General features: G+C 62.3%; 15 protein-coding genes, 5 tRNA genes and 1 riboswitch. Of the genes, 11 read left to right on the forward strand and 9 right to left on the reverse strand.

The annotated features are described in order from the left end of the window. Positions 1-156 precede the first annotated feature (156 nt). Genes B5G28_RS03670 through B5G28_RS03680 form a run of 3 tightly spaced genes read right to left on the reverse strand, consistent with a single transcriptional unit; the run spans position 157 to position 4,944 of the window. Positions 157-642 carry a 23S rRNA (pseudouridine(1915)-N(3))-methyltransferase RlmH gene (locus B5G28_RS03670; RefSeq protein WP_087246374.1) on the reverse strand — a complete coding sequence of 162 codons (486 nt, stop codon included), beginning with the start codon at positions 640-642 and terminating at the stop codon, positions 157-159. Positions 643-665: 23 nt separating this feature from the next. After that, entirely contained in the window at positions 666-2,915 is a 2,250-nt protein-coding gene (locus B5G28_RS03675) for a DNA gyrase subunit A (protein ID WP_087246375.1), read from the reverse strand. Between the two features lie 37 nt (positions 2,916-2,952). Then, positions 2,953-4,944: a toprim domain-containing protein gene (locus B5G28_RS03680; RefSeq protein ID WP_087246376.1), complete on the reverse strand. Its 1,992-nt coding sequence runs from the start codon at positions 4,942-4,944 to the stop codon at positions 2,953-2,955. Between the two features lie 199 nt (positions 4,945-5,143). On the opposite strand from B5G28_RS03680, the gene B5G28_RS03685 reads away from it, so the two are divergent. The 7 genes from B5G28_RS03685 to B5G28_RS03715 all read left to right on the forward strand — a co-directional run bounded on the left by B5G28_RS03685 (position 5,144) and on the right by B5G28_RS03715 (position 8,623). Further along, positions 5,144-5,219, forward strand: a tRNA-Phe gene (locus B5G28_RS03685). 3 nt (positions 5,220-5,222) lie between these two features. Then, a tRNA-Gly gene (locus tag B5G28_RS03690) sits at positions 5,223-5,298 on the forward strand. 30 nt (positions 5,299-5,328) lie between these two features. After that, positions 5,329-5,405, forward strand: a tRNA-Asp gene (locus B5G28_RS03695). 68 nt (positions 5,406-5,473) lie between these two features. Beyond that, a tRNA-Gly gene (locus B5G28_RS03700) sits at positions 5,474-5,549 on the forward strand. Positions 5,550-5,576: 27 nt separating this feature from the next. Further along, positions 5,577-5,651: transfer RNA gene (locus B5G28_RS03705), tRNA-Cys, on the forward strand. A 147-nt stretch (positions 5,652-5,798) separates the two neighbouring features. Next, positions 5,799-7,871, forward strand: coding sequence for an ATP-dependent DNA helicase RecG (gene recG / locus B5G28_RS03710; protein ID WP_204228806.1), 2,073 nt, complete (start codon positions 5,799-5,801; stop codon positions 7,869-7,871). A 23-nt stretch (positions 7,872-7,894) separates the two neighbouring features. Then, positions 7,895-8,623 (forward strand): acyl-ACP thioesterase domain-containing protein, encoded by a 729-nt coding sequence (locus B5G28_RS03715; RefSeq protein ID WP_087246377.1) that lies wholly within the window; start codon positions 7,895-7,897, stop codon positions 8,621-8,623. Between the two features lie 119 nt (positions 8,624-8,742). On the opposite strand, the gene B5G28_RS03720 is transcribed toward B5G28_RS03715, so the two are convergent. The 5 genes from B5G28_RS03720 to B5G28_RS03740 form a co-directional block, all read right to left on the reverse strand. Beyond that, complete coding sequence (locus B5G28_RS03720; RefSeq protein WP_087246378.1) at positions 8,743-10,131, reverse strand: Sapep family Mn(2+)-dependent dipeptidase; 1,389 nt, start codon at positions 10,129-10,131, stop codon at positions 8,743-8,745. Positions 10,132-10,198: 67 nt separating this feature from the next. Then, positions 10,199-10,681 (reverse strand): small multi-drug export protein, encoded by a 483-nt coding sequence (locus B5G28_RS03725; RefSeq protein WP_087246379.1) that lies wholly within the window; start codon positions 10,679-10,681, stop codon positions 10,199-10,201. A 14-nt stretch (positions 10,682-10,695) separates the two neighbouring features. Then, positions 10,696-12,108 carry an MATE family efflux transporter gene (locus B5G28_RS03730; protein WP_087246380.1) on the reverse strand — a complete coding sequence of 471 codons (1,413 nt, stop codon included), beginning with the start codon at positions 12,106-12,108 and terminating at the stop codon, positions 10,696-10,698. A 23-nt stretch (positions 12,109-12,131) separates the two neighbouring features. Beyond that, a complete protein-coding gene (locus tag B5G28_RS03735) occupies positions 12,132-12,884 on the reverse strand; it encodes an exodeoxyribonuclease III (protein WP_087246381.1) in 753 nt (250 codons plus the stop codon). Between the two features lie 62 nt (positions 12,885-12,946). Continuing rightward, positions 12,947-14,326 carry an MATE family efflux transporter gene (locus tag B5G28_RS03740; RefSeq protein ID WP_087246382.1) on the reverse strand — a complete coding sequence of 460 codons (1,380 nt, stop codon included), beginning with the start codon at positions 14,324-14,326 and terminating at the stop codon, positions 12,947-12,949. A gap of 675 nt (positions 14,327-15,001) precedes the next feature. After that, positions 15,002-15,102: riboswitch (THF riboswitch) on the forward strand. A gap of 147 nt (positions 15,103-15,249) precedes the next feature. Here B5G28_RS03740 and B5G28_RS03745 point away from each other — a divergent pair. The 4 genes from B5G28_RS03745 to mscL all read left to right on the forward strand — a co-directional run bounded on the left by B5G28_RS03745 (position 15,250) and on the right by mscL (position 19,984). After that, complete coding sequence (locus B5G28_RS03745) at positions 15,250-15,789, forward strand: folate family ECF transporter S component (RefSeq protein ID WP_087246383.1); 540 nt, start codon at positions 15,250-15,252, stop codon at positions 15,787-15,789. After that, positions 15,786-17,054: a folylpolyglutamate synthase/dihydrofolate synthase family protein gene (locus tag B5G28_RS03750; protein WP_087246384.1), complete on the forward strand. Its 1,269-nt coding sequence runs from the start codon at positions 15,786-15,788 to the stop codon at positions 17,052-17,054. The genes B5G28_RS03745 and B5G28_RS03750 overlap by 4 nt, the downstream gene beginning before the upstream one ends. Positions 17,055-17,836: 782 nt before the next feature. Then, complete coding sequence (locus tag B5G28_RS03755) at positions 17,837-19,528, forward strand: M3 family oligoendopeptidase (protein WP_087246385.1); 1,692 nt, start codon at positions 17,837-17,839, stop codon at positions 19,526-19,528. 24 nt (positions 19,529-19,552) lie between these two features. Next, entirely contained in the window at positions 19,553-19,984 is a 432-nt protein-coding gene (gene mscL / locus B5G28_RS03760) for a large conductance mechanosensitive channel protein MscL (protein ID WP_087246386.1), read from the forward strand. A gap of 152 nt (positions 19,985-20,136) precedes the next feature. Here mscL and B5G28_RS03765 read toward each other — a convergent pair whose 3' ends face one another. Continuing rightward, positions 20,137-21,678 carry an alkaline phosphatase gene (locus tag B5G28_RS03765; protein WP_087246387.1) on the reverse strand — a complete coding sequence of 514 codons (1,542 nt, stop codon included), beginning with the start codon at positions 21,676-21,678 and terminating at the stop codon, positions 20,137-20,139. Positions 21,679-22,090: the final 412 nt, after the last annotated feature.

Consider the following 22,090-nt stretch of genomic DNA (forward strand, 5'->3'; position numbering starts at 1 on the left):
TCCAGACAAAGACTGGCCTGGCTCCGCTCTCGCTTCGCCAGGCCAGTCTTTGATTCGTTTACTTCTACCCCTTGCAGGCCTCTTTTTTGTACTGTCCGCACAATATGGGGCGGTTCAATCCGGGAAGATCGGGGGCGCTTTTCGTTTGCTGTGGTTTTATTTGTGGTACTTCATGCCGGCGTTGATGGTGCAGGCCCGGTAGAGCTGTTCGGTCACCACCAGGCGGGCCAGCTGATGGGGCAGGGTGATCCGCCCCAGGCTGATGCGGGCTGAGGCGGCCCGCTTGACCTCATCGGAGAGGCCGTGGGAGGAGCCAATCACAAAGGCCACATCCCCGGCGCCGCTGCCGGCCTTCCGGGCCAGCAGGTCCGCCAGGTCCTCGCTGGAAACAATCTTCCCTTCCACGCAGAGAGCCACCAGGCTCTCCCCCTTGCGCAGGCTGGACAGGATGGCCTTGCCCTCCTTTTCCAGGGCCCGGGCCACCAGGGCGGGGGAAGCGTTCTTTTCCTCGATTTTCTCCTCCGGCAGCTCGATGATCCGGAAGTTGGCAAAGGCGGACAGCCGCTTGGCGTATTCCGCCACGCCCTCGGCGCAGTATTTGGCGTTCAGCTTGCCCAGACAGATCAGGTCAATGTTCTGCATTGGTTCTTCCTTTCCGGCCGGCCTTACAGCAGGCTGGTCTGTTCTGCAATGTCCTCGCCCCGCAGCAGAGCGCCCGCCGCCGGCAGGGTGCGGACCCGGTACCGGTGGGGGTCGGCCAGGTCCAGCCCGGCCGCCGGGCGCACCGAGGTGATGGACTGGTTCCGCTTGAGGGTCACCACCGCCACGCCCTGGCTGTCACGGGTGGCCTTTTCGGGGATCTGGGCCGAGCCCACCAGAAGCAGCCGGCCCGCACTGGTGCGGATGGCGATTTCGGCCTCCTCCGGCAGGAACAGCATGGTGGACAGGGGGTCCTTGTCGCTGTAAGCCCGCAGCAGCTTGCGGCGGTTCTGTTTGGTGGCGTAGGCCGACAGGGGAATCTTGGCGCACTTGCCGCTGGCAAAGAAGAACAGCATCCAGCCGCTGTAATCCCCCGTCAGCACCATCGAGACGATGTTCTCCCCTTCGTCCATGCCCAGGCGGGTGGGCAGATAAATGCCCATCTGGCCCACCTTCCCGTCCTCAAACTCGGCCAGACGGGTCTTGTAGACCTGATGCTGGTCGGTGAAGAACAGAGCCTCCAGATTGTTCCGGGCCTCGGCCTGGACCACAATCTCGTCCCCTTCCTTGAGCTTGTGGGCGCCGGCCGTCCGCAGGCTCTGGGGCGGGATCTTCTTGAGATAGCCCTCCCGTGTGAAAAAGACGGTGACCGGATAGTCGGGCACTGCCTCCTCTGCGGCGGCGGATTCTTCCTCGGGCAGGTCGTAGAGGATCTCACTGCGGCGGGGCTGGCCGTACTTTTTGGCCACGGCGGTGAGCTCCTGAATGATGATTTTCCGGATGCGGGCGGGCTTGGCCAGGATGTCGTTCAGGTCGTCGATCTCCTTTTTCAGGGCGTCGATCTCGCCGGTCCGCTTGAGGATATATTCCCGGTTCAGGTGGCGCAGCTTGATTTCAGCCACATAGTCGGCCTGCTGCTCGTCGATGCCGAAACCGATCATCAGGTTGGGGACCACTTCGTCCTCTTCCTCGGTCTCCCGGATGATGCGGATGGCCTTGTCGATGTCCAGCAGGATGGCCGCCAGGCCTTCCAGCAGGTGGAGGCGTTTTTCCTTGCCGTGGAGATCATAGTAGGTGCGGCGACGGACGCACTCGGTGCGGAAGGCCGTCCACTCCTGCAGAATCTCCCGGACGCCCATCACCCGGGGCTGGCCCGACACCAGAATATTGAAGTTGCAGCTGAAGCTGTCCTCCAGGGGGGTCAGTTTGAACAGCCGGGTCATCAGCTTGGCGGGGTCCACACCCCGCTTCAGGTCCAGGGTCAGCTTGAGGCCGTTCAGGTCGGTCTCGTCCCGCATGTCGCTGAGTTCTTTCAGCTTGCCGGCCTTGACCAGCTCGGCGATTTTATCCATGATGGCCTCCACCGTGGTGGTGGGAGGGATCTGGGTGATCTCGATCATGTTCTGGCCGGGAACCGCCTGCCAGCGGGCCCGGACCCGGACGCTGCCCCGGCCGGTCTCAAAGATTTCCCGCATCTGGGCGGCGTCGTAGAGAATCTGGCCGCCCCCCACAAAATCGGGGGCCGGCATGGTGGTCCCGATGTCGTGCTGGGGGTCCTTGATGAGGGCGATGGTGGTGGTGCACAGCTCAGCCAGGTTGAAGGAACAGATGTTGCAGGCCATGCCCACCGCGATGCCCAGGGTGTTGTTGGCCAGGATGGTGGGGAAGGTCACCGGCAGAAGGGTGGGCTCGGTGGTGGTGCCGTCGTAGTTGGGGACAAAGTCCACCGTCTCCTTGTCGATGTCCCGGAACAGCTCCTCGCACACCGGCTCCAGCCGGGCCTCGGTGTAACGGGCGGCGGCGTAGGACATATCCCGGCTGTAGGCCTTGCCGAAGTTGCCCTTGCTGTCCACATAGGGCACCAGCAGGCTCTCGTTGCCCCGGCCCATGCGGACCATGGTGTCGTAAATGGCGGCGTCGCCGTGGGGGTTCAGGTGCATGGTGGCGCCCACGATGTTGGCGGACTTGGTCCGCACCCCCTTCAGCAGGTTCATGTCGTACATGGTGTACAGCAGCTTGCGGTGGGCGGGCTTGAAGCCGTCGATCTCGGGCAGGGCCCGGCTGACGATGACGCTCATCGCGTAGGGCATATAGTTGGTTTCCAGGGTGCGGGTGATGGGGTCCTCCAGGACGCTGCCCGCGTTCAGGATTTCCACCCCTTCTCCCAGCTGGGGCCGCACCGGTTTGGTTTGCTTTTTGGTTGCTTTTTTCGCCATAGTTTTATCGTTTCATCTCCCGGTTGTGCGCGGTCTGTCAGGACAGATCCAGTTCGTCCAGATACTCCGCCCCGTGGGCGGCAATGTGGTCCTTGCGGCCGGCCAGGTTGTCGCCCAGCAGGATATCGAACACCTGGGCCGTCTGGGCCGCGTCGGTGGGCATCACCTTGATCAGGCGGCGGCTCTCCGGGTTCATGGTGGTCAGCCACATCATCTCGGGGTCGTTTTCACCCAGACCTTTGGAGCGCTGGATGGTGTACTTTTTGTCCCCGATCTTCTTCAGGAAGGCGGCCTTTTCCGCCTCGGTGTAGGCAAAGCAGGTCTGATCCTTGGTATTGATTTCATACAGCGGGGACTCGGCAATATAGACATAGCCCTTTTCAATCAGGGTGGGGGTCAGGCGGTAGAGCATGGTCAGCACCAGGGTGCGGATCTGATAGCCGTCCACGTCGGCATCGGTACAGATGACGATTTTATTAAACCGCAGATTGTCCAGGTTGAAGGTGGCCAGCTCTTTATTGTACTTGCCGCCCAGCTCGATGCCGCAGCCCATCACCTTGATGAGGTCCACAATGATGTCCGACTTGAAAATCCGGGCATAATCGGCCTTCAGGCAGTTGAGGATTTTGCCGCGGATGGGCATGATGGCCTGAAACTCACTGTCCCGGCTGGTTTTGACGGCGCCCATGGCCGAATCGCCCTCCACGATATACAGTTCCCGGCGGGCGGGGTCTTTGGTGCGGCAGTCCACAAACTTCTGGACCCGGTTGGCCAGGTCGATCTGGGTGGCCAGGGTCTTTTTGATGCTCTGGCGGGTCTTTTCGGCGTGTTCCCGGCTCTGCTTGTTCACCAGGACCTGCTGACAGATCTTCTGGGCCTCCTCCGGCTTTTCCAGGAAGTACACTTCCAGATAGTGCTTGAGGAAGTCGGTCATGGCCTGGGAGATAAACTTGTTGGTGATGGCCTTTTTGGTCTGGTTCTCATAGCTGGTGCGGGTGGAGAAGCTGGAGGACACATACACCAGGCAGTCCTGGATGTCCTGGAAGCTAACGCTGCTCTCCCCCTTCTTGTACATCCCCTTTTCCTTCAGATACTTGTTGATCTGGTAGACAAAGGCGGTGCGGACGGCATGCTCGGGGCTGCCGCCGTGTTCCAGCCAGGAAGAGTTGTGGTAAAACTCCAGCATCTGCACCTTATTGGAGAAGCAGAAGGCCGCGCTCATCCGTACCTTATAATCGGGCTGGTCCTCCCGGTCCCGACCGGTGGCCTCCGACTCGCAGGTGAACACCGGAGTCAGGGACTCCTCCCCCGCCACCTCCTGGACATAGTCGGCGATGCCGTTCTGGTAGCAGTAGCTCTCCTGCCAGGGCTTGCCGGTGGCGGGGTCCTTCTCCTTTTCATCGGTAAAGGTGAGGGTCAGGCCGGCGTTGACCACCGCCTGACGGCGCAGCACATCCTTAAAGTAGCTGGCCGGCACGTCGATGTCGGTGAAGACCTCCTCGTCCGGCTTCCAGTGGATGACGCTGCCGGTGCGGCGGCCCTTATAAGGTTCTTTCTGCAGGCCGCCCACGTTTTCGCCCTTGGCGAAATCCAGATGATAGTGGAGGCCGTCCCGGTAGATGTCGGCGGTCATCCAGGCCGAGGCGTACTGGGTGGCGCACAGGCCCAGGCCGTTGAGGCCCAGGCTGAACTCGTAGTTGTCGTCCCCTTCGCCGTACTTGCCGCCGGCGTACATCTCACAGAACAGCAGCTCCCAGTTGTAGCGGTTCTCGCCGCTGTTCCAGTCCACCGGGATGCCCCGGGCGAAGTCCTCCACCCGGATGCTGCCATCCTTGCAGCGGGTGACGTTGATCACCTTGCCGTAGCCGTCCCGGGCCTCGTCGATGGAGTTGGAAATGATCTCAAAGATGGAGTGGGCGCAGCCCTCCACCCCGTCGGAGCCGAAAATAACCGCCGGACGCTTGCGGACCCGGTCGGCCCCTTTTAAAGAAGTAATGCTTTCATTGCCGTATTCCTGTTTTTTTGCCATGTTGTTCCTCCGGCAAATTTGCTGATGGATTCTTTTCAAATGTTCATTTAACCATATTCACCGGCCAAAAGTCAAATATACGCCCCTCTCAGAGCAAAAGAAGCAGCGGCGGAACGTCCTTTTTCAACTTTTTTGAAAAAATTTGCATTTTCCTCTTTACAAATTTGGATTTTGCGGTATAATAATCAACGTCCGGTGCGCCTCTGTAGCTCAGTTGGTAGAGCAGGGGACTGAAAATCCCCGTGTCATTGGTTCGATTCCGATCGGAGGCACCATATGCGGCCGTAGCTCATCTGGTAGAGCGCCACCTTGCCAAGGTGGAGGTAGCGAGTTCGAGCCTCGTCGGCCGCTCCATGGGAGTGACAAGTTTCACTCCTTTCTTTTGGCCCGGTAGCTCAGTTGGTTAGAGCACCAGCCTGTCACGCTGGGGGTCGTCGGTTCGAGCCCGATCCGGGTCGCCAACAAATCCTACTCCAATAACATGGAGCGCCCTTCGCCGGGCGGACGCAGGGAAAAATGCGTCGAATATGCGGCCGTAGCTCATCTGGTAGAGCGCCACCTTGCCAAGGTGGAGGTAGCGAGTTCGAGCCTCGTCGGCCGCTCCATAACGGAGCAGATTTTCTGCTCTCTATGGTGGCGTGGCCAAGTGGTAAGGCAAAGGTCTGCAAAACCTTCATTCACCAGTTCAAATCTGGTCGCCACCTCCAGAAACCGCTGTTTCCTTTGGGAGACAGCGGTTTTTTTGTATCCCCTGCCCGGGCTGTGGGCTGGAAGGCAGGTTCCAGCTTTGGTTCCTTGCGCCGGCCCCGGTTCGGTGCTACAATAAGCATATTCCATGAAAGGAGGCCCTGCCCATGTGCCCGGCGTCTTTGCCCGAAAACCGCACCACCCTGACCCCTGACACCCCGGTGCAGTACCTCAAGGGGGTGGGCCCCAAGCTGGCCCAGCGCTTTGAAAAGCTGGGCATCCGCACCCTGGCCGACCTGCTGGAGCATTATCCCCGCCGGTATCTGGACTTTACCCATCCCTATCCCCCCTCCGAGGCCCCGGTCGGAGTGGAGTGCGTGGTCCGGGCCGAGCTGCTGTCCAAGCAGGGCGGCCGGTACGTCACCGGGGGCCGCCGGGTGGAGAAAGCCACCGCCGGGGACGATGTGGCCACTTTGGAGCTGACCTGGTTCAACAATCCCTACACCATCCAGAAGCTGGAGGTGGGCCAGGAGTATTTCTTTGAGGGAGAGGTCACCGGCGGGCTGCTGCGCCGCCAGATGGTGAACCCGCAGGTGCGCACCGCCGCCCAGGTGCAGGCCGCGCCCCTGGCGGCCATCTATCCCCAGACCGAAGGCCTCACCAGCAGCGCCATCAGCCGCTGTGTGGCCCAGCTTCTCCCCCATGCCGAACTGCTGGGGGACCCGCTCCCCCCTGCCCTGCTCCAAAAATACCGGATGCCCGGCAAGGCCCAGGCGGTGCGGGACATCCATGCGCCCTCCTCGCCGGAGGCCGCCCAGGAGGCCCGCCGCCGTCTGATCTTTGAGGAGCTGCTGGTGCTCCAGCTGGGGATGGGCCAGATGAAAAACCGCGGCTCCGCCTCCACCGGCGCCCCCATGCGCCGGATTGACCCCGCCCCCTTCTGGGCCAGCCTTCCCTTCTCCCCCACCGGCGCCCAGCGCCGGGCGGTGGACGAGATTCTGGAGGACATGGCCGGGACCGAGTCCATGAACCGTCTGCTTCAGGGCGACGTGGGCAGCGGCAAAACCCTGGTGGCCGCGGCGGCCCTCTGGGCAGCCATCGGCGCAGGGTATCAGGGGGCACTGCTGGCCCCCACCGAACTGCTGGCCGAGCAGCACGCCGAAAACCTGAACCGGATGCTGGCCAAATTCGGCATCCGGGTGGCTCTCCTGACCGGCGGCCTGAAAGCCGCCGCCCGCCGCACCACCCTGGCGGCCATCCGTTCCGGGGAGGCGGATCTGGTGGTGGGCACCCACGCCATCCTGTCGGAAGGGGTGGAGTTTGCCCGGCTGGGTCTGGCAGTCATCGACGAGCAGCACCGCTTTGGCGTCCGCCAGCGGGGCGCCCTGGCCGAAAAGGGCTGCGCGCCCCACCTGCTGGTGATGAGCGCCACCCCCATCCCCCGGACGCTGGGCCTGCTGATTTACGGCGACCTGGACATCTCCATTCTGGACGAGCTGCCCCCCGGCCGCCGCCCGGTGAAAACCCGGGTGATGACGGGCGCCCGCCGGAAGGATCTCTACGGCTTTCTGGACCGGGAAATCGGCGCGGGGCGTCAGGTCTATATTGTATGCCCCGCCATCGAGGAGGGCCCCGACGCCAGCCTCACTCCCGTCAAAACCTATTACGAGCAGACCGCCAAGGCCCTGCTGCCCAACCGCCGGGTGGGCCTGATGCACGGCAAGCTGAAACCCAAGGAGAAAGCCGCCGTCATGGAGGATTTCCGCACCGGGCAGCTGGACGCTTTGGTGTCCACCACCGTCATCGAGGTGGGGGTGGACGTGCCCAATGCCACCGTAATGGTCATCGAGAACGCCGAGCGGTACGGCCTGAGCGCCCTGCATCAGCTGCGGGGCCGGGTGGGCCGGGGCGCCGCCGAGAGCTGGTGCTTTCTGGTGAGCGACAACGAGGCCGAGAGTGTCCGCAGCCGGCTGAAATTCCTCTGCTCCACCACCGACGGCTTTGCGGTGGCCCAGTACGACCTGGAAACCCGGGGCCCCGGCGACTTCTTCGGCAGCCGCCAGCACGGCCTGCCGGCCCTTCAGATCGCCGATCTGGCCAACGACACCGCCACCCTTCACGCCGCCCAGAGCGAGGCCGCTGCCCTGCTGGACAAAGACCCTCTGCTCACCGCGCCGGAACACGCCCTGCTGGCCCAGCAGGTCAACCGGATGTTTGAACGCACCGGACCCATGAACTAACATATCGGGAGGTTTGCAACGCCATGATATTCACCCTTCCTGTCCACACCCGGGTGGAGGACTTCGATCAGCGGGGCCTGCTGGCCCCGCCTGCCCTCCTGTCCATCTTCGAAAACACCGCCTCCCGCCACGCCGAACTGGTGGGGTATTCCGTCATGAAAGAGAGCCTCTGCTGCGGGATGGCCTGGGTGGTCACCAACTGGCGGATTCAGGTGCTGCGGGCTCCCTCCTATGAGGAGAACTTCTCGGCCAGCACCTGGCTGCGGAACGGTCCCCGCCAGGCCACCCGTGAAATGCTGCTGAAAAGCGAATCGGGGGAGCTGCTGGCCCGGGGCCAGGCCAAGCTGTGCATGGTGGACCGCAGCACCAGCACCCCCCAGCTGCCTTCCCCTGAGCGGATGGCCGCCTACCAGCCCGAGGACGCCGCTGCCTTCCCCGACCGGCTGCCCCGGCTGCGGCCTCCCACATCCTACACCGACGAACAGCCGGTTCTGCTGCGCCGCAGCGACATGGACTACAACGACCACCTGCACAACACCGCCTATCTGAATCTGGCTCTGGACGCCGCGCCCCAGGAGATCCTCTCTCAGGGAGTGCGCTCCATCCGCATCTCCTACCGCAGCCCTCTGCGGCGGGGTGACCCTCTGGTGCTCAAGAGCACCCGTCAGGACGGTGGCTGGCTGGTCTCCTTTGTGCGGGAGAACGAGGTCTGCGCGGTGGTGGCCCTCAACGAACAGCTGAAACCCCTGTAACCATACATAAAACAAAAGGCCCGGGCCCTGCGGCACACCGCAAGGTCCGGGTCTTTTTGTATACCATCAGGCAAAAACCGTGTCGGTTTTGCCTTTTGTCATGATTTTATAGGGATGGATCAGAAATCAATTTCCTCCAGCCGCAGCAGGGCCAGAATATAAATCTTGACCGACTGGAGCAGAGCGTCCACCGGGGCCGACTCGTTGGCGCCGTGCATGGGGCCGCCGAAGGAGGGCAGCACCAGGTCGTGGGACTCGGGGCCAAAGCTGACGGCATAGGGGAAGTGACGGGCATAGGTGCCGCCGCCCATGGTGAAGGGCTTCTCGTTCTTGCCGGTGACCTGGTTGTAGGTGTCGATGCAGGCCAGGATGGCGGGGGTGTCTGCCTCAATATAGAAGGGATCGGCAGCGTCCACATCCTCCAGGGCGGCGCCGTCGCCGATGGCATTGCGGATGGCCTGGGCGATGACCTCGCCGTTGGTAGAGGTGGGATAGCGGCTGTCCATGGTCTGGACCATCCGGCCGTCCTCCATATAGATCCGGCCGCCGATGATGGTCAGGGGGCCGAAGGGACCGTCCGAAGTGGCGATGCCCAGGCCCTCGCCGGCGGTGGAGCTGTGCAGCTTGTGGAGGGCCTCCAGATACTTCCGCTCCTCCTCGGTGCACAGGTCATTGGCCAGCAGGTAGTCCACCACCAGGCCGATGGCGTTGACGGTGCCTTCGGGGCTGGCTGCGTGGCCCGACTTGCCCCAACCGCGGACCCGGACCCCGCCGTTCTCGGGCTCCAGGGTGATGTTGGGGGCGTTCTTCAGGCCCACGATGTCGGCGTCCACCAGGGCGCTGGCGCGGTCCGGCACAGCGTTGTTGGCCACGCCGCCGGTGAAGGAAAGAATCTTGCCCTTGCACACCGGGCTGACCAGCTTGCCGTGGAAGTGGCCCTTCTCGCCGTTGCAGACCGGGAACTCAGCGTCCGGGGTGAAGCAGAAGGCCGGGGCCTTGTTGTGGGCCAGATAATACTCCACGTCCTTCATGCCGGTCTCCTCGTTGGTGCCGGCCAGGGCGCGGATGGGGTAGCGCAGCTGCACACCCATCTCCTTGAGGAACTTGAGGGCGTAGAGGGTCACCACCATGGGGCCCTTGTCGTCCATGACGCCGCGGCCCAGAATCCAGCCGTCCTGACGGCGCATGGTGAAGGGATCGGCCTCCCAGCCTTCTCCGGCGGGCACCACGTCCACATGGCAGATGGTGGCCAGGTACTTGTCCGGGTCGGCGCCGGGCAGCTCGGCATAGCCGATGTAGCCCTCACAGTTGTGGGTGGCAAGGCCCATCTTGCCGGCCAGCTCCAGAGCCTTGTCCAGAGCGGCCCGGGCCCCCTCGCCGAAGGGTGCGCCCTCCGCCGGGGCGGTCTCGACGCTGTTGATGGCCACCAGAGCGGCGATGTCGTCGAGCAGCTGCTCGCGGTTGGCCGCAATGAAGGCGTCAATCTTTTGATTCAGTTCCTGATCCATAGATATCCATTCCTTTCTATTCTAAAGCCGCCCGCCGGGGCGGGAGCTTTGAGAAACAACAACGGGTTTACACCGCAAAGAAGACGCTGAACACGCCCAGCAGTCCGGCGCTGGCCAGGCCGATGATGATGCCGGCCATCAGGACGCCGCCCATGCAGGCGATCAGCACATCCTTGAACTTCATGTCCAGGATGGACCCCGCCAGGGTGCCGGTCCATGCGCCGGTGCCCGGCAGGGGCACGCCCACAAAGATCAGCAGGGCAATCACCAGGCCGCGGCCGGCCTTGGCCTCCAGAGCGCGGCCGGCCTTTTCGCCCTTGACCACAAAGAACTTGCAGATGCCGCCGATCAGGGGCTTGTTGTAGCCCCAGATCAGGAACTTGCGGGCGAACAGATAGATGAAGGGCACCGGCAGCATGTTGCCCACCACCGCCACCAGATAGGTGGGCAGGGTGTCCAGACCCAGGCCAAAGCCGATGGGGATGGCGCCGCGCAGCTCAATGACGGGAACCATGGAGACAAAAAACACAAACAGATACTTTTCCAGCATGGGGCCTCCTTTGATCAGTTGGTAGCTTTGGGAGCGGGATTGAGCTTCTTCCACTCAATCACAAAGAACAGGATGGTGCAGGTGGACGCCGAGATGAAGTCGCTGACCGGCTCTGCCACGTACAGGCCCAGCAGCTGGCTGATGCCCAGCAGGCCAAAGACCCGGGGAATCACCAGGGACAGAGGCAGCAGCAGGATCACCTTGCGCAGCAGGGCGATGAACATACTCAGCTTGGCCTCGCCCAGACCCAGGAAGGTCTGCTGGCAGGCGTTCTGGGCGCCCATGAAGAAGTGGCCCAGCATATAAATCCGCAGCGGTGCGGAGCCTATGGCCACAATGGCCGCGTCGCTGGAGAACAGGCCCAGGAACATCTGGGGTGCAATCTCCACCGCCGCCACCACCAGGGTGGTGACGCTCATGGACACCGTCAGCATGACCTGGAAGGTCTTGCGGACGCGTTCCAGCTTCTGCGCGCCGAAGTTATAGCCGATGAGGGGCTGTGCGCCCTGGCAGAAGCCCTGAACCGGCAGGTTGGCGATCTGGGACACCGAGAACAGGATGCTCATGATGGCCACGGCACTGTCGCCGCCGTAGGTGGCGGCGCCGGTGTTGAAGGACAGCTGAATCAGGCACTCGGTGGCGGTCATCAGGAAGGGCGAGACGCCCAGCGACAGCACCAGCACCAGAATGGCCTTGTCGGGGATGAGGTTTTCCTTGCGGATGCGCAGGACGCTGCGCTTGCCCAGGAAGAAGCAAAGCACCCAGATCATGCTCAGGGCCTGGCTCAGGATGGTGGCCACCGCAGCGCCCACCACGCCCATGTTGAACCCGTAGATAAAGATGGGGTCCAGGATGATGTTGCTGATGGCGCCGATGCAGGTGGTGGCCATGCTGGTCTTGGCAAAGCCCTGGTTGGTGATGAAGGGGGTCATGCCCAGGGTGAACTGGACAAAGATGGTGCCCAGCAGGTAAATCCGCAGATAGGCCATGGCGTAGGGCAGGGTGTTTTCGCTGGCGCCGAAAGCCAGCAGCACCGGCTCGCCGTAGATGGTGAACACCACGCTCAGGACCACCGACAGCACCACCAGAATGGTGATGCAGTTGCCCAGGATCTTCTCGGCGGTCTTGTAGTCGCCGCGGCCCATGGCCACCGAGGCCCGGGGCGCGCCGCCCATGCCCACCAGGTTGGAGAAGGCGGTGATCAGGACGATGATGGGATAGGTCACGCCCAGGCCGGCCAGCGCCAGGCTGCCGGTGCCGGGGATGTGGCCCACGTAAATCCGGTCCACAATGTTGTACAGCATGTTGACCAGCTGGGCCAGGGCCGTGGGCAGGGCCAGGCTGAAAATCAGGGGCAGCAGGGGCGCTGTGCCCAGGCGTTGGTCGGCGGTCCCGACGGACGCGGTCTCAGACCGTTTTTCTTCCATAATACCTATATGCTCCTTTCGGTTCAAAGATCAATGACCAATTCCACCGGGCAGTGGTCCGAGCCCATGATCTCGTTATGAATTTCAGCGGCCTGCACCTTGTCGGCGATCCGCCGGGAAACCAGGAAATAGTCGATCCGCCAGCCGGCGTTCCGCTCCCGGGCGCGGAAACGGTAGCTCCACCAGCTGTACTTCACCTCGTCGGGGTGCAGCAGCCGGAAGCTGTCGGCAAAGCCGGCCTCCAGCAGCTGGGTCATGGCGTTCCGCTCCTCGTCGGTGAAGCCGGCGCTGCGGCGGTTGGAGGCGGGGTTCTTGATGTCGATCTCCTGATGGGCCACGTTCAGGTCGCCGCAGAGGATCACCGGCTTTTTGGCGTCCAGATCCAGCAGGTAGCGGCGGAACATGGCCTCCCACTCCATCCGGTAGTCCAGGCGCTTGAGCCCGTCCTGACTGTTGGGGGTGTAGCAGTTCACCAGGTAAAAACCGGGGTATTCCAGGGTGACGACGCGGCCCTCCTGGTCGTGCTCCTCCATCCCCACCCCCATGGTCACCGCCAGAGGCTGGGTGCGGCAGTAGCAGGCTGTGCCCGAATATCCCTTGCGCTGGGCCGAGCAGAAATACTCCTGATAGCCCTCGGGGTGGAAATCAGCCTGACCCGGCTGCATTTTGGTCTCCTGCAGGCAAAAGACGTCTGCGTCCAGGGCGGCAAAGCTCTCGGCAAAGCCATGGGACAGGCAGGCCCGCAGGCCGTTGACATTCCAGCTGACTAGCTTCATACAGTGTTCCCTTCTTTTGCTTTAAAGCATGGGGCATGGCCGCCGCCCGCACCGAGCCGGCGTCACGCCAGGTATTTGGTTTTCCAAACGCCGCTGCGGAACCGCCCCACAAAGCAGGCCGAACGGCAAATCCAGTCGATGACCATGGCAATCCAGACGCCCACGGCGCCGTAGCCCATCTGGACCCCCAGCAGATAGCTGAAGCCCAGACGCCAGACCGCCATGCTCAGCACCGAGACGGTCATGGTGAACCGCACATCGTTGGCCGCCCGCAGGGCGTTGGGCAGGACAAAGGCCACCGGCCACAGCAGCAGGCCGCAGCCGCAGTGAATCCGCACCAGCAGGATGGCCAGCTCCATGGCCTCCCCCGACAGGGCATAGATGCCCACCAGCGGTTTGACAAACAGCAGGATGGCCCCGTTGAACAGGCCCATGGTCAGATAGGTCCATTTGAGCAGGCGGCGGGCATAGGCGGCCGCCTGTTCGTTGTCCTGGGCGCCCACGCACCGGCCCACCACCGTAATCATAGCCAGACTGATGGCCTGGCCGGGGATGCAGCCCATGCCGTCCAGGTTGTTGGCCACCGCGTTGGCGGCGATCTGAACGGTGCCGAACAGGGAGATCATGCTCACCACCACAATCCGGCCCGCCTGAAACAGGCTGTTCTCAAAGGCGGACGGGATGCCGATGCCCAGAATCCGCCGGGCCAGGCCTCCGTCCACCCGAAGGGTCATCCGGGCCTGGACGGTGTTGGACTTGCGGCCGCAGGCGGCCAGAATCAGGGCGGCGGCCAGAGCGCGGCTGATGACGGTGGGCCAGGCCACGCCCTCTACGTACATATTCAATCCGAAGATGCAGACGGCGTTGCCCACAATGTTGATGACGTTCATCAGCAGGCTGATCTGCATGGAAATCTTGGAGTTGCCCATACTGCGGAAGATGGCCGCTCCCGCATTGTACAGCGCCAGAAAGGGATAGCTCAGGGCCGTCACCTGCAGATAGCGGACACCGGCGTCCAGCACGTCCGCCTCGATGCTGCCGTAAAACAGCCGCAGCATGGGCCGGGCCAGCGCCCAGCTGAACAGGCCCAGTCCCAACCCCAGCAGCAGGCTCAGCAGAACCAGCTGGCCGGCGCTGTCGTCGGTCTCCTTTTTGCGGCCGGCGCCCAGATACTGGCTCACCACCACCGCGCCGCCGGTGGCCAGGGCCGCCAGCAGGTTGATAATCAGGTTGTTGATCATGTCCACCAGGCTGACGCCCGAGATGGCCGCCTCGCCGCAGCGGGATACCATCATGGTGTCCGCCATGCCCACCGTGGTGGCCAGCAGCTGCTCGATCAGCAGCGGCACAATCAGCCGCAGCAGGTCATTGGTGGTAAAAATCGGGCCCCCTGGCCCGTTCTTCAAAATTTTGGGTGTATATACCTCTGACTCTTGTTCCATTCGCTTTTCTTTCGTCCCGACCCGCCCGTCCGGGCGGGCAAATTTTCCCACAGATCATAGAAACGTACTTGATTATCATAACATAGCCCCGCCGGAATGTAAAGCCCGCTCCCCGGCCCTGCCGGCGGGCTGTCCGTCCCGGAACGACAGACGCCCCTGCGCAAGTTCGGCATTTGTTGCAGCAAAGCTCCCCTATATTTGTGCGCTTTCACGAAAATACGTTTTTACGCTGTTTCAAAGGCTTTTTTGTTCAAAAAAGTCTTGCATTTCCGCGTGAAAAGTGGTATGTTGTATCCCAACGGAGCGCCTTGGATACAAGAATGGTATCCCCACTGCTTCCCAGGCCCTTTGGCCCCTGCGCTCCGTCCTGAATGTTGCTATTTTCTTCATTTACCTTCTTATCATTTACCCTGCCTGCCCGCGAGGGCAAAGCGGCGGCCCAACCTGCACGGGCCGCCGTTTTTCTTTTGCCGGGCGGCGGATTCTGGGCATCTTGCACGAAAAGACGGTCGTTCCATTGGGAAAGATGTTCTTCCAGCGCCTTGCACCCCGGCTGCAAAGCGTGTATAATACAGACAGTGCAGGCCATCCGCCTGCCGCCGTCCGCCCCGGCAGGGCGGATGCCGGCCGCCCGGCCGGAAGGGGCCATCCCGGCCCCCTGATTGCCAAAAGATCAACAGAGTAAGGCTGTGCGCGTTAAGTGCCGCATCAACGGGGAGTTGTGCTGCGGACGAAGGCGAAGTTTTCCCGCGGTGCACAGCCTGCATCCCGCTGCTGCATGGACCTGGGCGCGGGCCGCGGTATGCCCGTGGCCCGGTGTGAACGCTGCCGGATTTCACGGCCCTCCTTTGTGCGGTTTTGTCGCATGGGGAGGGCCGTTTCTTTGTCCTCCTCTGGCTGGATTCAGAAAAGGAGGCATTGCCATGAATCCGAATCGTCCCAAATCCCTTCGCAGTCTGACCTTCTGTGCCCTGCTCATCGCCATGAGCATCGTGTTCAGCCGGGTGTTCAGCATTTCCACCGGTTTTCTGCGGTTCAACCTGGGCAGCCTGCCGGTGGTGCTGGCGGCGGTCCTGTTTGGACCGGCAGCCGGCTTCGCCGTGGGCGCCATCGCCGACATCATCGGCGGCGTCCTGGCCGGCTACGCCATCAATCCCCTGATCACCCTGGGGGCCGGCGCCGTGGGCCTGTTTGCCGGTCTGGGCTGGCGCTACCTGCCCGCCCGCCGGGACGGCGTCCGACTGGCCGGCGGCATCCTGCTGGGCCATGTCATCGGTTCCATGATTTTGAATTCGCTGGCCCTGTGGCTGTTCTATGGCTATCCCTGGAGCGTGCTGGCCGCCCGCATCCCCAACGCCCTGATCCTGTCGGTGGCGGAATGGTTCCTGATGCGGGCCCTGCTGGCCAATCACAGCCTGATGGCCGCAGCCCGGGGCAGCCTGAACGGGAGGCGTTCGGAATGACTTACGAACAGGCATTGGATTATATTCATGCCATCCACTGGCAGGGCCACAAGCCCGGTCTGGAGCGAACTCAGACCCTGCTGGAAGCCCTGGGCCGGCCCCAGGACAAGCTGCGGTTTGTCCACATAGCGGGCACCAACGGCAAGGGCAGCACCGCCGCCATGCTGGACAGCTGTCTGCGGCAGGCCGGCTACAAGACGGGACTGTTTACTTCCCCTTTCATCAATCGTTTCAATGAGCGCATCCAGATCGACGGCCAGCCCATCCCGGACCAGGACCTGGTCCGGCTGGTGGAGCGGGTGCAGCCGGTGGCCCAGGCCATGACCGACCTGCCCACCGAGTTTGAGCTCATCACCGCCCTGGGAATGCTCTATTTTGCCCAGCAGCACTGTGACATCGTGGTGTTGGAGGTAGGCCTGGGAGGCGCGCTGGATTCCACCAACGTCATCGCCGCCCCTGAATGCGCCGTCATCACCGCCCTGGGGATGGACCACGTCAAAGAGCTGGGCCCCACCCTGGCGGACATTGCCGCCGCCAAGGCCGGCATCATCAAGCCCGGTTGTCCGGTGGTCAGCTACGGCGGAGAGCCCGAGGCCGACAAGGTCATTGCCGACGTCGCCCAGGCCCGGCACGCTCCTCTGTCGGTGGTGGATTTCGGCCGTCTGCACCGGACCAGTTCCAGCCTGGACGGCCTGGTCTTTGATTTCGACGGGATGGAAGGGCTGACCCTTCCCCTGCTGGCCAGCTATCAGCCCCGCAACGCCGCCGTGGCCATCACGGCCCTGCGGGTTCTCCGGAACCGGGGCTGGAACATTCCGGACGAGGCCATCCGCCGGGGTCTGGCCCAGGTGAGCTGGCCGGGCCGGTTTGAGCTGCTTCGCCGGGACCCGCCCTTCCTGCTGGACGGCAGCCACAACGCCCACGGCATGCGGGCCACGGTGGCCAGCCTGCGGGAGCGGTTCCCGGGCGAGAAGTTTGTTTTCCTCATCAGCATCATGGCGGACAAGGATTCCGACGACATGCTCAAGCTGCTTCTGCCTCTGGCCAAGTGTTTTGTGACCGTCACAGCCCCCAGTCCCCGGGCCATTCCGGCGGCTAACCTGGCGGCCAAGATCACGGCCCTGGGCGGCGTAGCGGAGGCGGCGGACACCATTCCGGCCGGTGTGCACCGGGCCGACGCCCTGGCCGACGGCGGGCCCGTCGCCGCCCTCGGCACCCTCTACTTCTCCGGTCCCGTCCGCCTTACTTTTTCAGAGAAAAAGTAAGCAAAGGCAGCCATAGCGACCGCGTCCTGTGGACGAAACAGGGAGCTATGGCTGGCGCAGCGCTCCGATTTTTGCAAGCGACCACCGCGGCGCGCCGCAAAAATCGGCTAAGCGCAAGAGGTTTCAATGTGTACCATACAGTTTGCGGGTCTCCGAAGGTTCCGCGGAGCCGTTTCGCTCCGGCTCGTTCGCTGCGTCTGTGCCTGCGGCACGGTACGATGCAAACTGCTATGAAATACCATTTTCCGCAGGTCAATGCATTCTATCTAAGAGTTAATTTCCTTTAGGTCTATACCAATCGTAAATATTCATACCACACAAAATCCTCGCTCCTTCTCCGGGGCGGGGATTTTTTCTTGCCGTTTTATTCCTCTCTCCTTGCCGTTCACAGCACTGGCACGCCGCACCGGTTCTTCCGAAAAAGAGGCTTTTCCTTATATAAAAGAGCGGATTTTACATGGCTGGGCTGGGGTTCTGTCTTTGGTTGAGACAAGGTGTTTTTCCTGCCCACCGGGTACGGCGTTTCCACCGGGAACAGGCACACCGGCCATATTTCACGGCAGGGATACAGCCCCAAGCCAGGGCGTCAGGGTGCCGGTTCAGGCGCCTTCACCGCTGCACTGGATTAAAGCCAAAAAGTGAGTATTCATGCCGACTTGCACCGGCTGAAAGGATTTCACTTTTACTTTTTTGTGCCCGGCTTTTCTTTTGCATTCGGTTGTGGTATCCTAATGGCAGGATAAAGCCCCCCACGGGGCCACAAGGAAGGAGAATGAACGCTCATGAAATTCAGTGAAATGCCTTATGCACGCCCCGATATTGACGCCATTCTGGCGCGGTGCGCCCAGTTTGCCGCCGACGCAGCCGCGGCCGACTCCGACGAGGCTCTGGTGAAACTCTACTACGACCAGAGTGCCGCCATGGCCGACTACACCACCGCCGCCAACCTGGCCAACATCCACTATACCTGCGACACCCGCGATCCCTATTGGCAGGCTGAGCAGGACTTCTTCGACGCCAACGGCCCTGCCGTTTCCAACGCCGTCACCGAGATCTACCGCGCCATCCTGGCCAATCCCCATCTGGACGCCCTCACCGCTGCCTACGGCTCCACCTGCGTGCCCGGCATGCGCAATGCAGTCCTGTCGGTGGACAGCCGGGTCACCGCCCTTCAGCAGGAGGCCAACACCATCTCCAGCCTGTACCAGCGTCTGTACGGCGGCGCTCTGGTGGAACTGGACGGCCAGCAGCTCACCATCCCCCAGCTGGGCCCCTACAAGCAGAGCCTGGACCCCGCCGTCCGCCGCGCTGCCTTTGAGGCCGAGGCCAGCTACTTTGACGCCCACCGCGGCGAGTTCGACGAGCTGTACGAGCGCACCGTCCACAACCTGAACCAGCAGGCCGCCATCCTGGGCTACAAGGACTACAGTGAGCTGTCCTATGCCCGGATGAACCGCATCGGCTACGGCCCCGAGGAAATCCGCATCTTCCGGGACCAGGTGGCCCGGGACGTGGTGCCTCTGCTGGCCGAAGTGGTGGCCCGCCGCGCCCGGCGCGCCGGCATCGAGCACCCCACCTTTGCCGACCTGAACGTAGCTTTCCCCGACGGCAACCCCGTCCCGGTCAAGGGCTATCAGGTGCGCATGGACGCTGCCCGCACCATGTACCACGAGCTCAGCAGCGAGACGGCCGAGTTCATCGACTTCATGCAGGACAACGAGCTGTTTGACGTCCTCAGCCGTCCCGGCAAGGCCAACGGCGGCTATATGACCATCCTGCCCACCTACAAGGCCCCCTTTATCTTTGCCAACTGGAACGACACCGCCGCCGACGTGGACGTCCTGACCCATGAGGCCGGCCACGCCTTCGAGGGCTATCTGGCCGCCCTGGACGAGGCCATGCCCGAGGACCTGAAGTGCCCCAGCATGGAGAGCGCCGAGATCCACTCCATGGCCATGGAGTTCCTCACCGCCCCCTGGCATCATCTGCTGTTCGGCGCAGATACCCCCAAGTACGCCCTCACCCACACCGAGGAGAGCCTGATTTTCCTGGCCTACGGTTGTGAAGTGGATGAGTTCCAGCATATCATGTACCAGCACCCCAACCTGACCCCCGACCAGCGCAACGACGTCTGGCTCAAGCTGGAGAAGAAGTACCGTCCCTGGATCGACTTTGACGGTCTGCCCTTCTACGGCCGGGGCGCAGGCTGGCAGCGTCAGCTCCACATCTACGAGTGCCCCTTCTATTATATTGACTACTGCCTGTCCACCATGGCGGCTCTCCAGTTCTTCCTGCTGAACGAGGCCGACCACGCCGACGCATGGCAGCGGTATCTCCGGCTCTGCCGCCGCGGCGGCACCGCCAGCTACACCGAGCTGTGCGAGACCGCCGGCCTCCGCACCCCCTTTGAGGAGGGCAGCGTCAAGGCCATCGCCCAGCCGGTGGCAAACTGGATTGCGGAGCACCAGATCTAATCCCTCAGGAGGAATCATTACCCTATGACCCAAGGCATCCAGCGTTTTTTCAAGGAATTCCGGGCTTTCGCCATGCGCGGCAACGTGCTGGACATGGCTGTGGGCATCGTGGTTGGCGCCGCCTTCAAGAGCATTGTGGATTCCCTGGTCAACGACATCATTTCCCCTGTCATCGGCCTGTTTTTCAACATGGACTTCTCCCATGTGGTGATTCAGGTGGGGCAGGTATCCATCGGCATCGGGTCTTTTCTCAATGCCGTCATCAATTTCCTGATTGTCGCCCTGTCCCTGTTTGTGGTGATCAAAGCGGCCAACAAGGCCGCCTCCTTCCGCAAGAAAAAGGAGACCCCCGCCGCTCCCACCACCCGCATCTGCCCCTATTGCCAGAGCGAGATCTCCATCAAGGCCACCCGCTGCCCCCACTGCACCTCGATGATTGATCCCCCTGCCCCGTAACACTTTTTGATTTTTTAAACCGAAAAGCCCCCGCCTGCACCGTGTCGCGCGGTGTTGGGCGGGGGCTTTAGCATGTATGCCTGGTGTATGTTAAGAAGAAGATTAAGGAAGAAGGAGTCTCGTGTTTTGTTTTGGGAGAGCCGGGACGCGGTTTACTTCACGTCGGTCAGCTCAGCCAGCTTGTGGAAGATCTCGGTGTTGTCGAAAGCACCGGTGAACTTGTCGGAGCCTGCGCCCACAGCGTAGATGTTGACGGGGGCGCCGGTGTGGCTCCAGGTGGTGTGGTCCATGCCGGACTTGTGGTTCAGCACATGGCACAGCTCGACCGAGAAGGGCTGATAGGTGCCGTACAGCTCGTAATCGCGCTGGGTCATGTCGCCCTGGCCGGCGGCGCCGACGGTCATGCTGCGCTCGTAAGCAGTGCGCAGGCCCTCGAGCTCGTAGTCGGTGAGGATCAGGTTCTCGTACTCGGGGTTGGCGGCGTCGGCATCATTCGCGGTGATGAGGCCGAACGCCTTCTTGGCCTCGGCCATGGCAGCCTCGAAGGAAGCGCCCTGGGCGCGCAGGGTGTCGATGATGCTGTCGAACTTGACAAAGGACATGGTCTGCTTGGTCAGGTTGGTCAGATAGGTGTCGTAGTTGGTGGTGGTGAAGCCGATGGTCATGCCGCCGGTCTCGTGGTCGGCGGTGACCAGGATCAGGGTGTCGTTGGGGTGCTGGTTGTAGAAGTCGACGGCCACCTGGACGGCGTTGCTCATCTCCAGCACATCGTGGATGGAGGCGGCGGTGTCGTTGGCGTGGCAGGCCCAGTCGATCTTGCCCGACTCGGCCATCATGAAGAAGCCGTTGGGGTTATCCAGCACTTCGATGCCCTTGCGGACGTAGTCGGACAGCTGCCACTCGCCGGCGGCGGCGTCGATGGAGTAGTTCATGGCGGCGGCGTCGGCGCGCTGCTCAGCGATGACCAGGGCCTTGTCGCCGGCCTTCAGGGCAGCGGCGCCGGCCTGGGTGGTCACCAGCTTGTAGCCCTTGGCGATGGCCATGTCGTAGTTGGAGACGGCGCCGCCGCGGGGATCCTGGAAGTCGCCGCCGGCAAAGTACTCAAAGCCGCTGTTGGCCAGCTCCTCGCCGATCTCGTAGTAGTTCTTGCGGCTGGCCTGATGGGCGTAGAAGGCGGCGGGGGTGGCGTGGTCGATGTTGACGGTGCTCAGGATGCCGACCTTGTAGCCCTTCTGGCTGTGCAGCTTCTCGGCGATGGTCTCGAAGGGGACGTCACGGGTCCAGGGGGTCATGTTGATGACGCCGGACTCGGTCTTCTCGCCCGAAGCGATGGAGGTGGCGGTGGAAGCAGAGTCGGGGCAGAAGGAGGTGGAGTCATAGGTGGTGACGCTGCCGACGAAGGGGAACTTCATGAAGCTCAGCTCGGCGGGGATCACAGCGCCGTTGTTCTCGACGGTGCCCTTGTAGAAGGAGGCGGACTGGATCTGGGCCACGCCCATGCCGTCGCCGATGAACAGGAAGATGTACTTGGGGGTCTTGCCGCCGAACATACCGTCAAACAGGCCGTTCTCCTGGGCGGCAGCCTTGGGCTCGGCGGCCGAGGCGACGGCGGCATTGGCAGCCACCAGGCTGGCCACCGAGGCGGCAGCGCCGGCCTTCAGGAAGCTGCGGCGGGAAAATTTCACGTTCTTCATACCAATTTCCTTTCTCTCGTACCCAATATGCGGCGGGCCTCGCAGCCCTGCCCCGGCCCATCTGTTCGGGCCCTCATGTCTTGTTCCCCGGGTGATCCCGGGTCCTCTTTGGGACGGCTTTATTGTATCCTAAGCCGCTTTTTGGTGAAACCATGTCTGCGCAAAACTTTGGTAAAAAGTAACAGCCTGTTTTGCCGTCCAATGTAAAAAGGCGGTTTTCTGTGTAAAATTCACATACATACGCGGGGAGGCTCTTTGCATCCAGCCCAAAAAGATTGCTTTATTCGTATGAATTCTAAGCAAAGCGACAAAATCCAGCCCGTTATCCCTCAAAACATTGAAATGTTCATAATGGGGTGTTATTCTGTATGATATCGAACGATATACCCCGACGGGTCCGTTCGAGACGCCA

The sequence above is a fragment of the Faecalibacterium sp. An77 genome (genome assembly GCF_002161315.1).
Classification (GTDB): domain Bacteria; phylum Bacillota; class Clostridia; order Oscillospirales; family Ruminococcaceae; genus Faecalibacterium.

Coding starts and splice junctions, on each gene's coding strand:
- B5G28_RS03670 (WP_087246374.1), bottom strand. CDS start 642: ATGCAGAACATTGACCTGATCTGTCTGGGCAAGCTGAACGCCAAATAC.
- B5G28_RS03675 (WP_087246375.1), bottom strand. CDS start 2,915: ATGGCGAAAAAAGCAACCAAAAAGCAAACCAAACCGGTGCGGCCCCAG.
- B5G28_RS03680 (WP_087246376.1), bottom strand. CDS start 4,944: ATGGCAAAAAAACAGGAATACGGCAATGAAAGCATTACTTCTTTAAAA.
- recG (WP_204228806.1), top strand. CDS start 5,799: ATGTGCCCGGCGTCTTTGCCCGAAAACCGCACCACCCTGACCCCTGAC.
- B5G28_RS03715 (WP_087246377.1), top strand. CDS start 7,895: ATGATATTCACCCTTCCTGTCCACACCCGGGTGGAGGACTTCGATCAG.
- B5G28_RS03720 (WP_087246378.1), bottom strand. CDS start 10,131: ATGGATCAGGAACTGAATCAAAAGATTGACGCCTTCATTGCGGCCAAC.
- B5G28_RS03725 (WP_087246379.1), bottom strand. CDS start 10,681: ATGCTGGAAAAGTATCTGTTTGTGTTTTTTGTCTCCATGGTTCCCGTC.
- B5G28_RS03730 (WP_087246380.1), bottom strand. CDS start 12,108: ATGGAAGAAAAACGGTCTGAGACCGCGTCCGTCGGGACCGCCGACCAA.
- B5G28_RS03735 (WP_087246381.1), bottom strand. CDS start 12,884: ATGAAGCTAGTCAGCTGGAATGTCAACGGCCTGCGGGCCTGCCTGTCC.
- B5G28_RS03740 (WP_087246382.1), bottom strand. CDS start 14,326: ATGGAACAAGAGTCAGAGGTATATACACCCAAAATTTTGAAGAACGGG.
- B5G28_RS03745 (WP_087246383.1), top strand. CDS start 15,250: ATGAATCCGAATCGTCCCAAATCCCTTCGCAGTCTGACCTTCTGTGCC.
- B5G28_RS03750 (WP_087246384.1), top strand. CDS start 15,786: ATGACTTACGAACAGGCATTGGATTATATTCATGCCATCCACTGGCAG.
- B5G28_RS03755 (WP_087246385.1), top strand. CDS start 17,837: ATGAAATTCAGTGAAATGCCTTATGCACGCCCCGATATTGACGCCATT.
- mscL (WP_087246386.1), top strand. CDS start 19,553: ATGACCCAAGGCATCCAGCGTTTTTTCAAGGAATTCCGGGCTTTCGCC.
- B5G28_RS03765 (WP_087246387.1), bottom strand. CDS start 21,678: ATGAAGAACGTGAAATTTTCCCGCCGCAGCTTCCTGAAGGCCGGCGCT.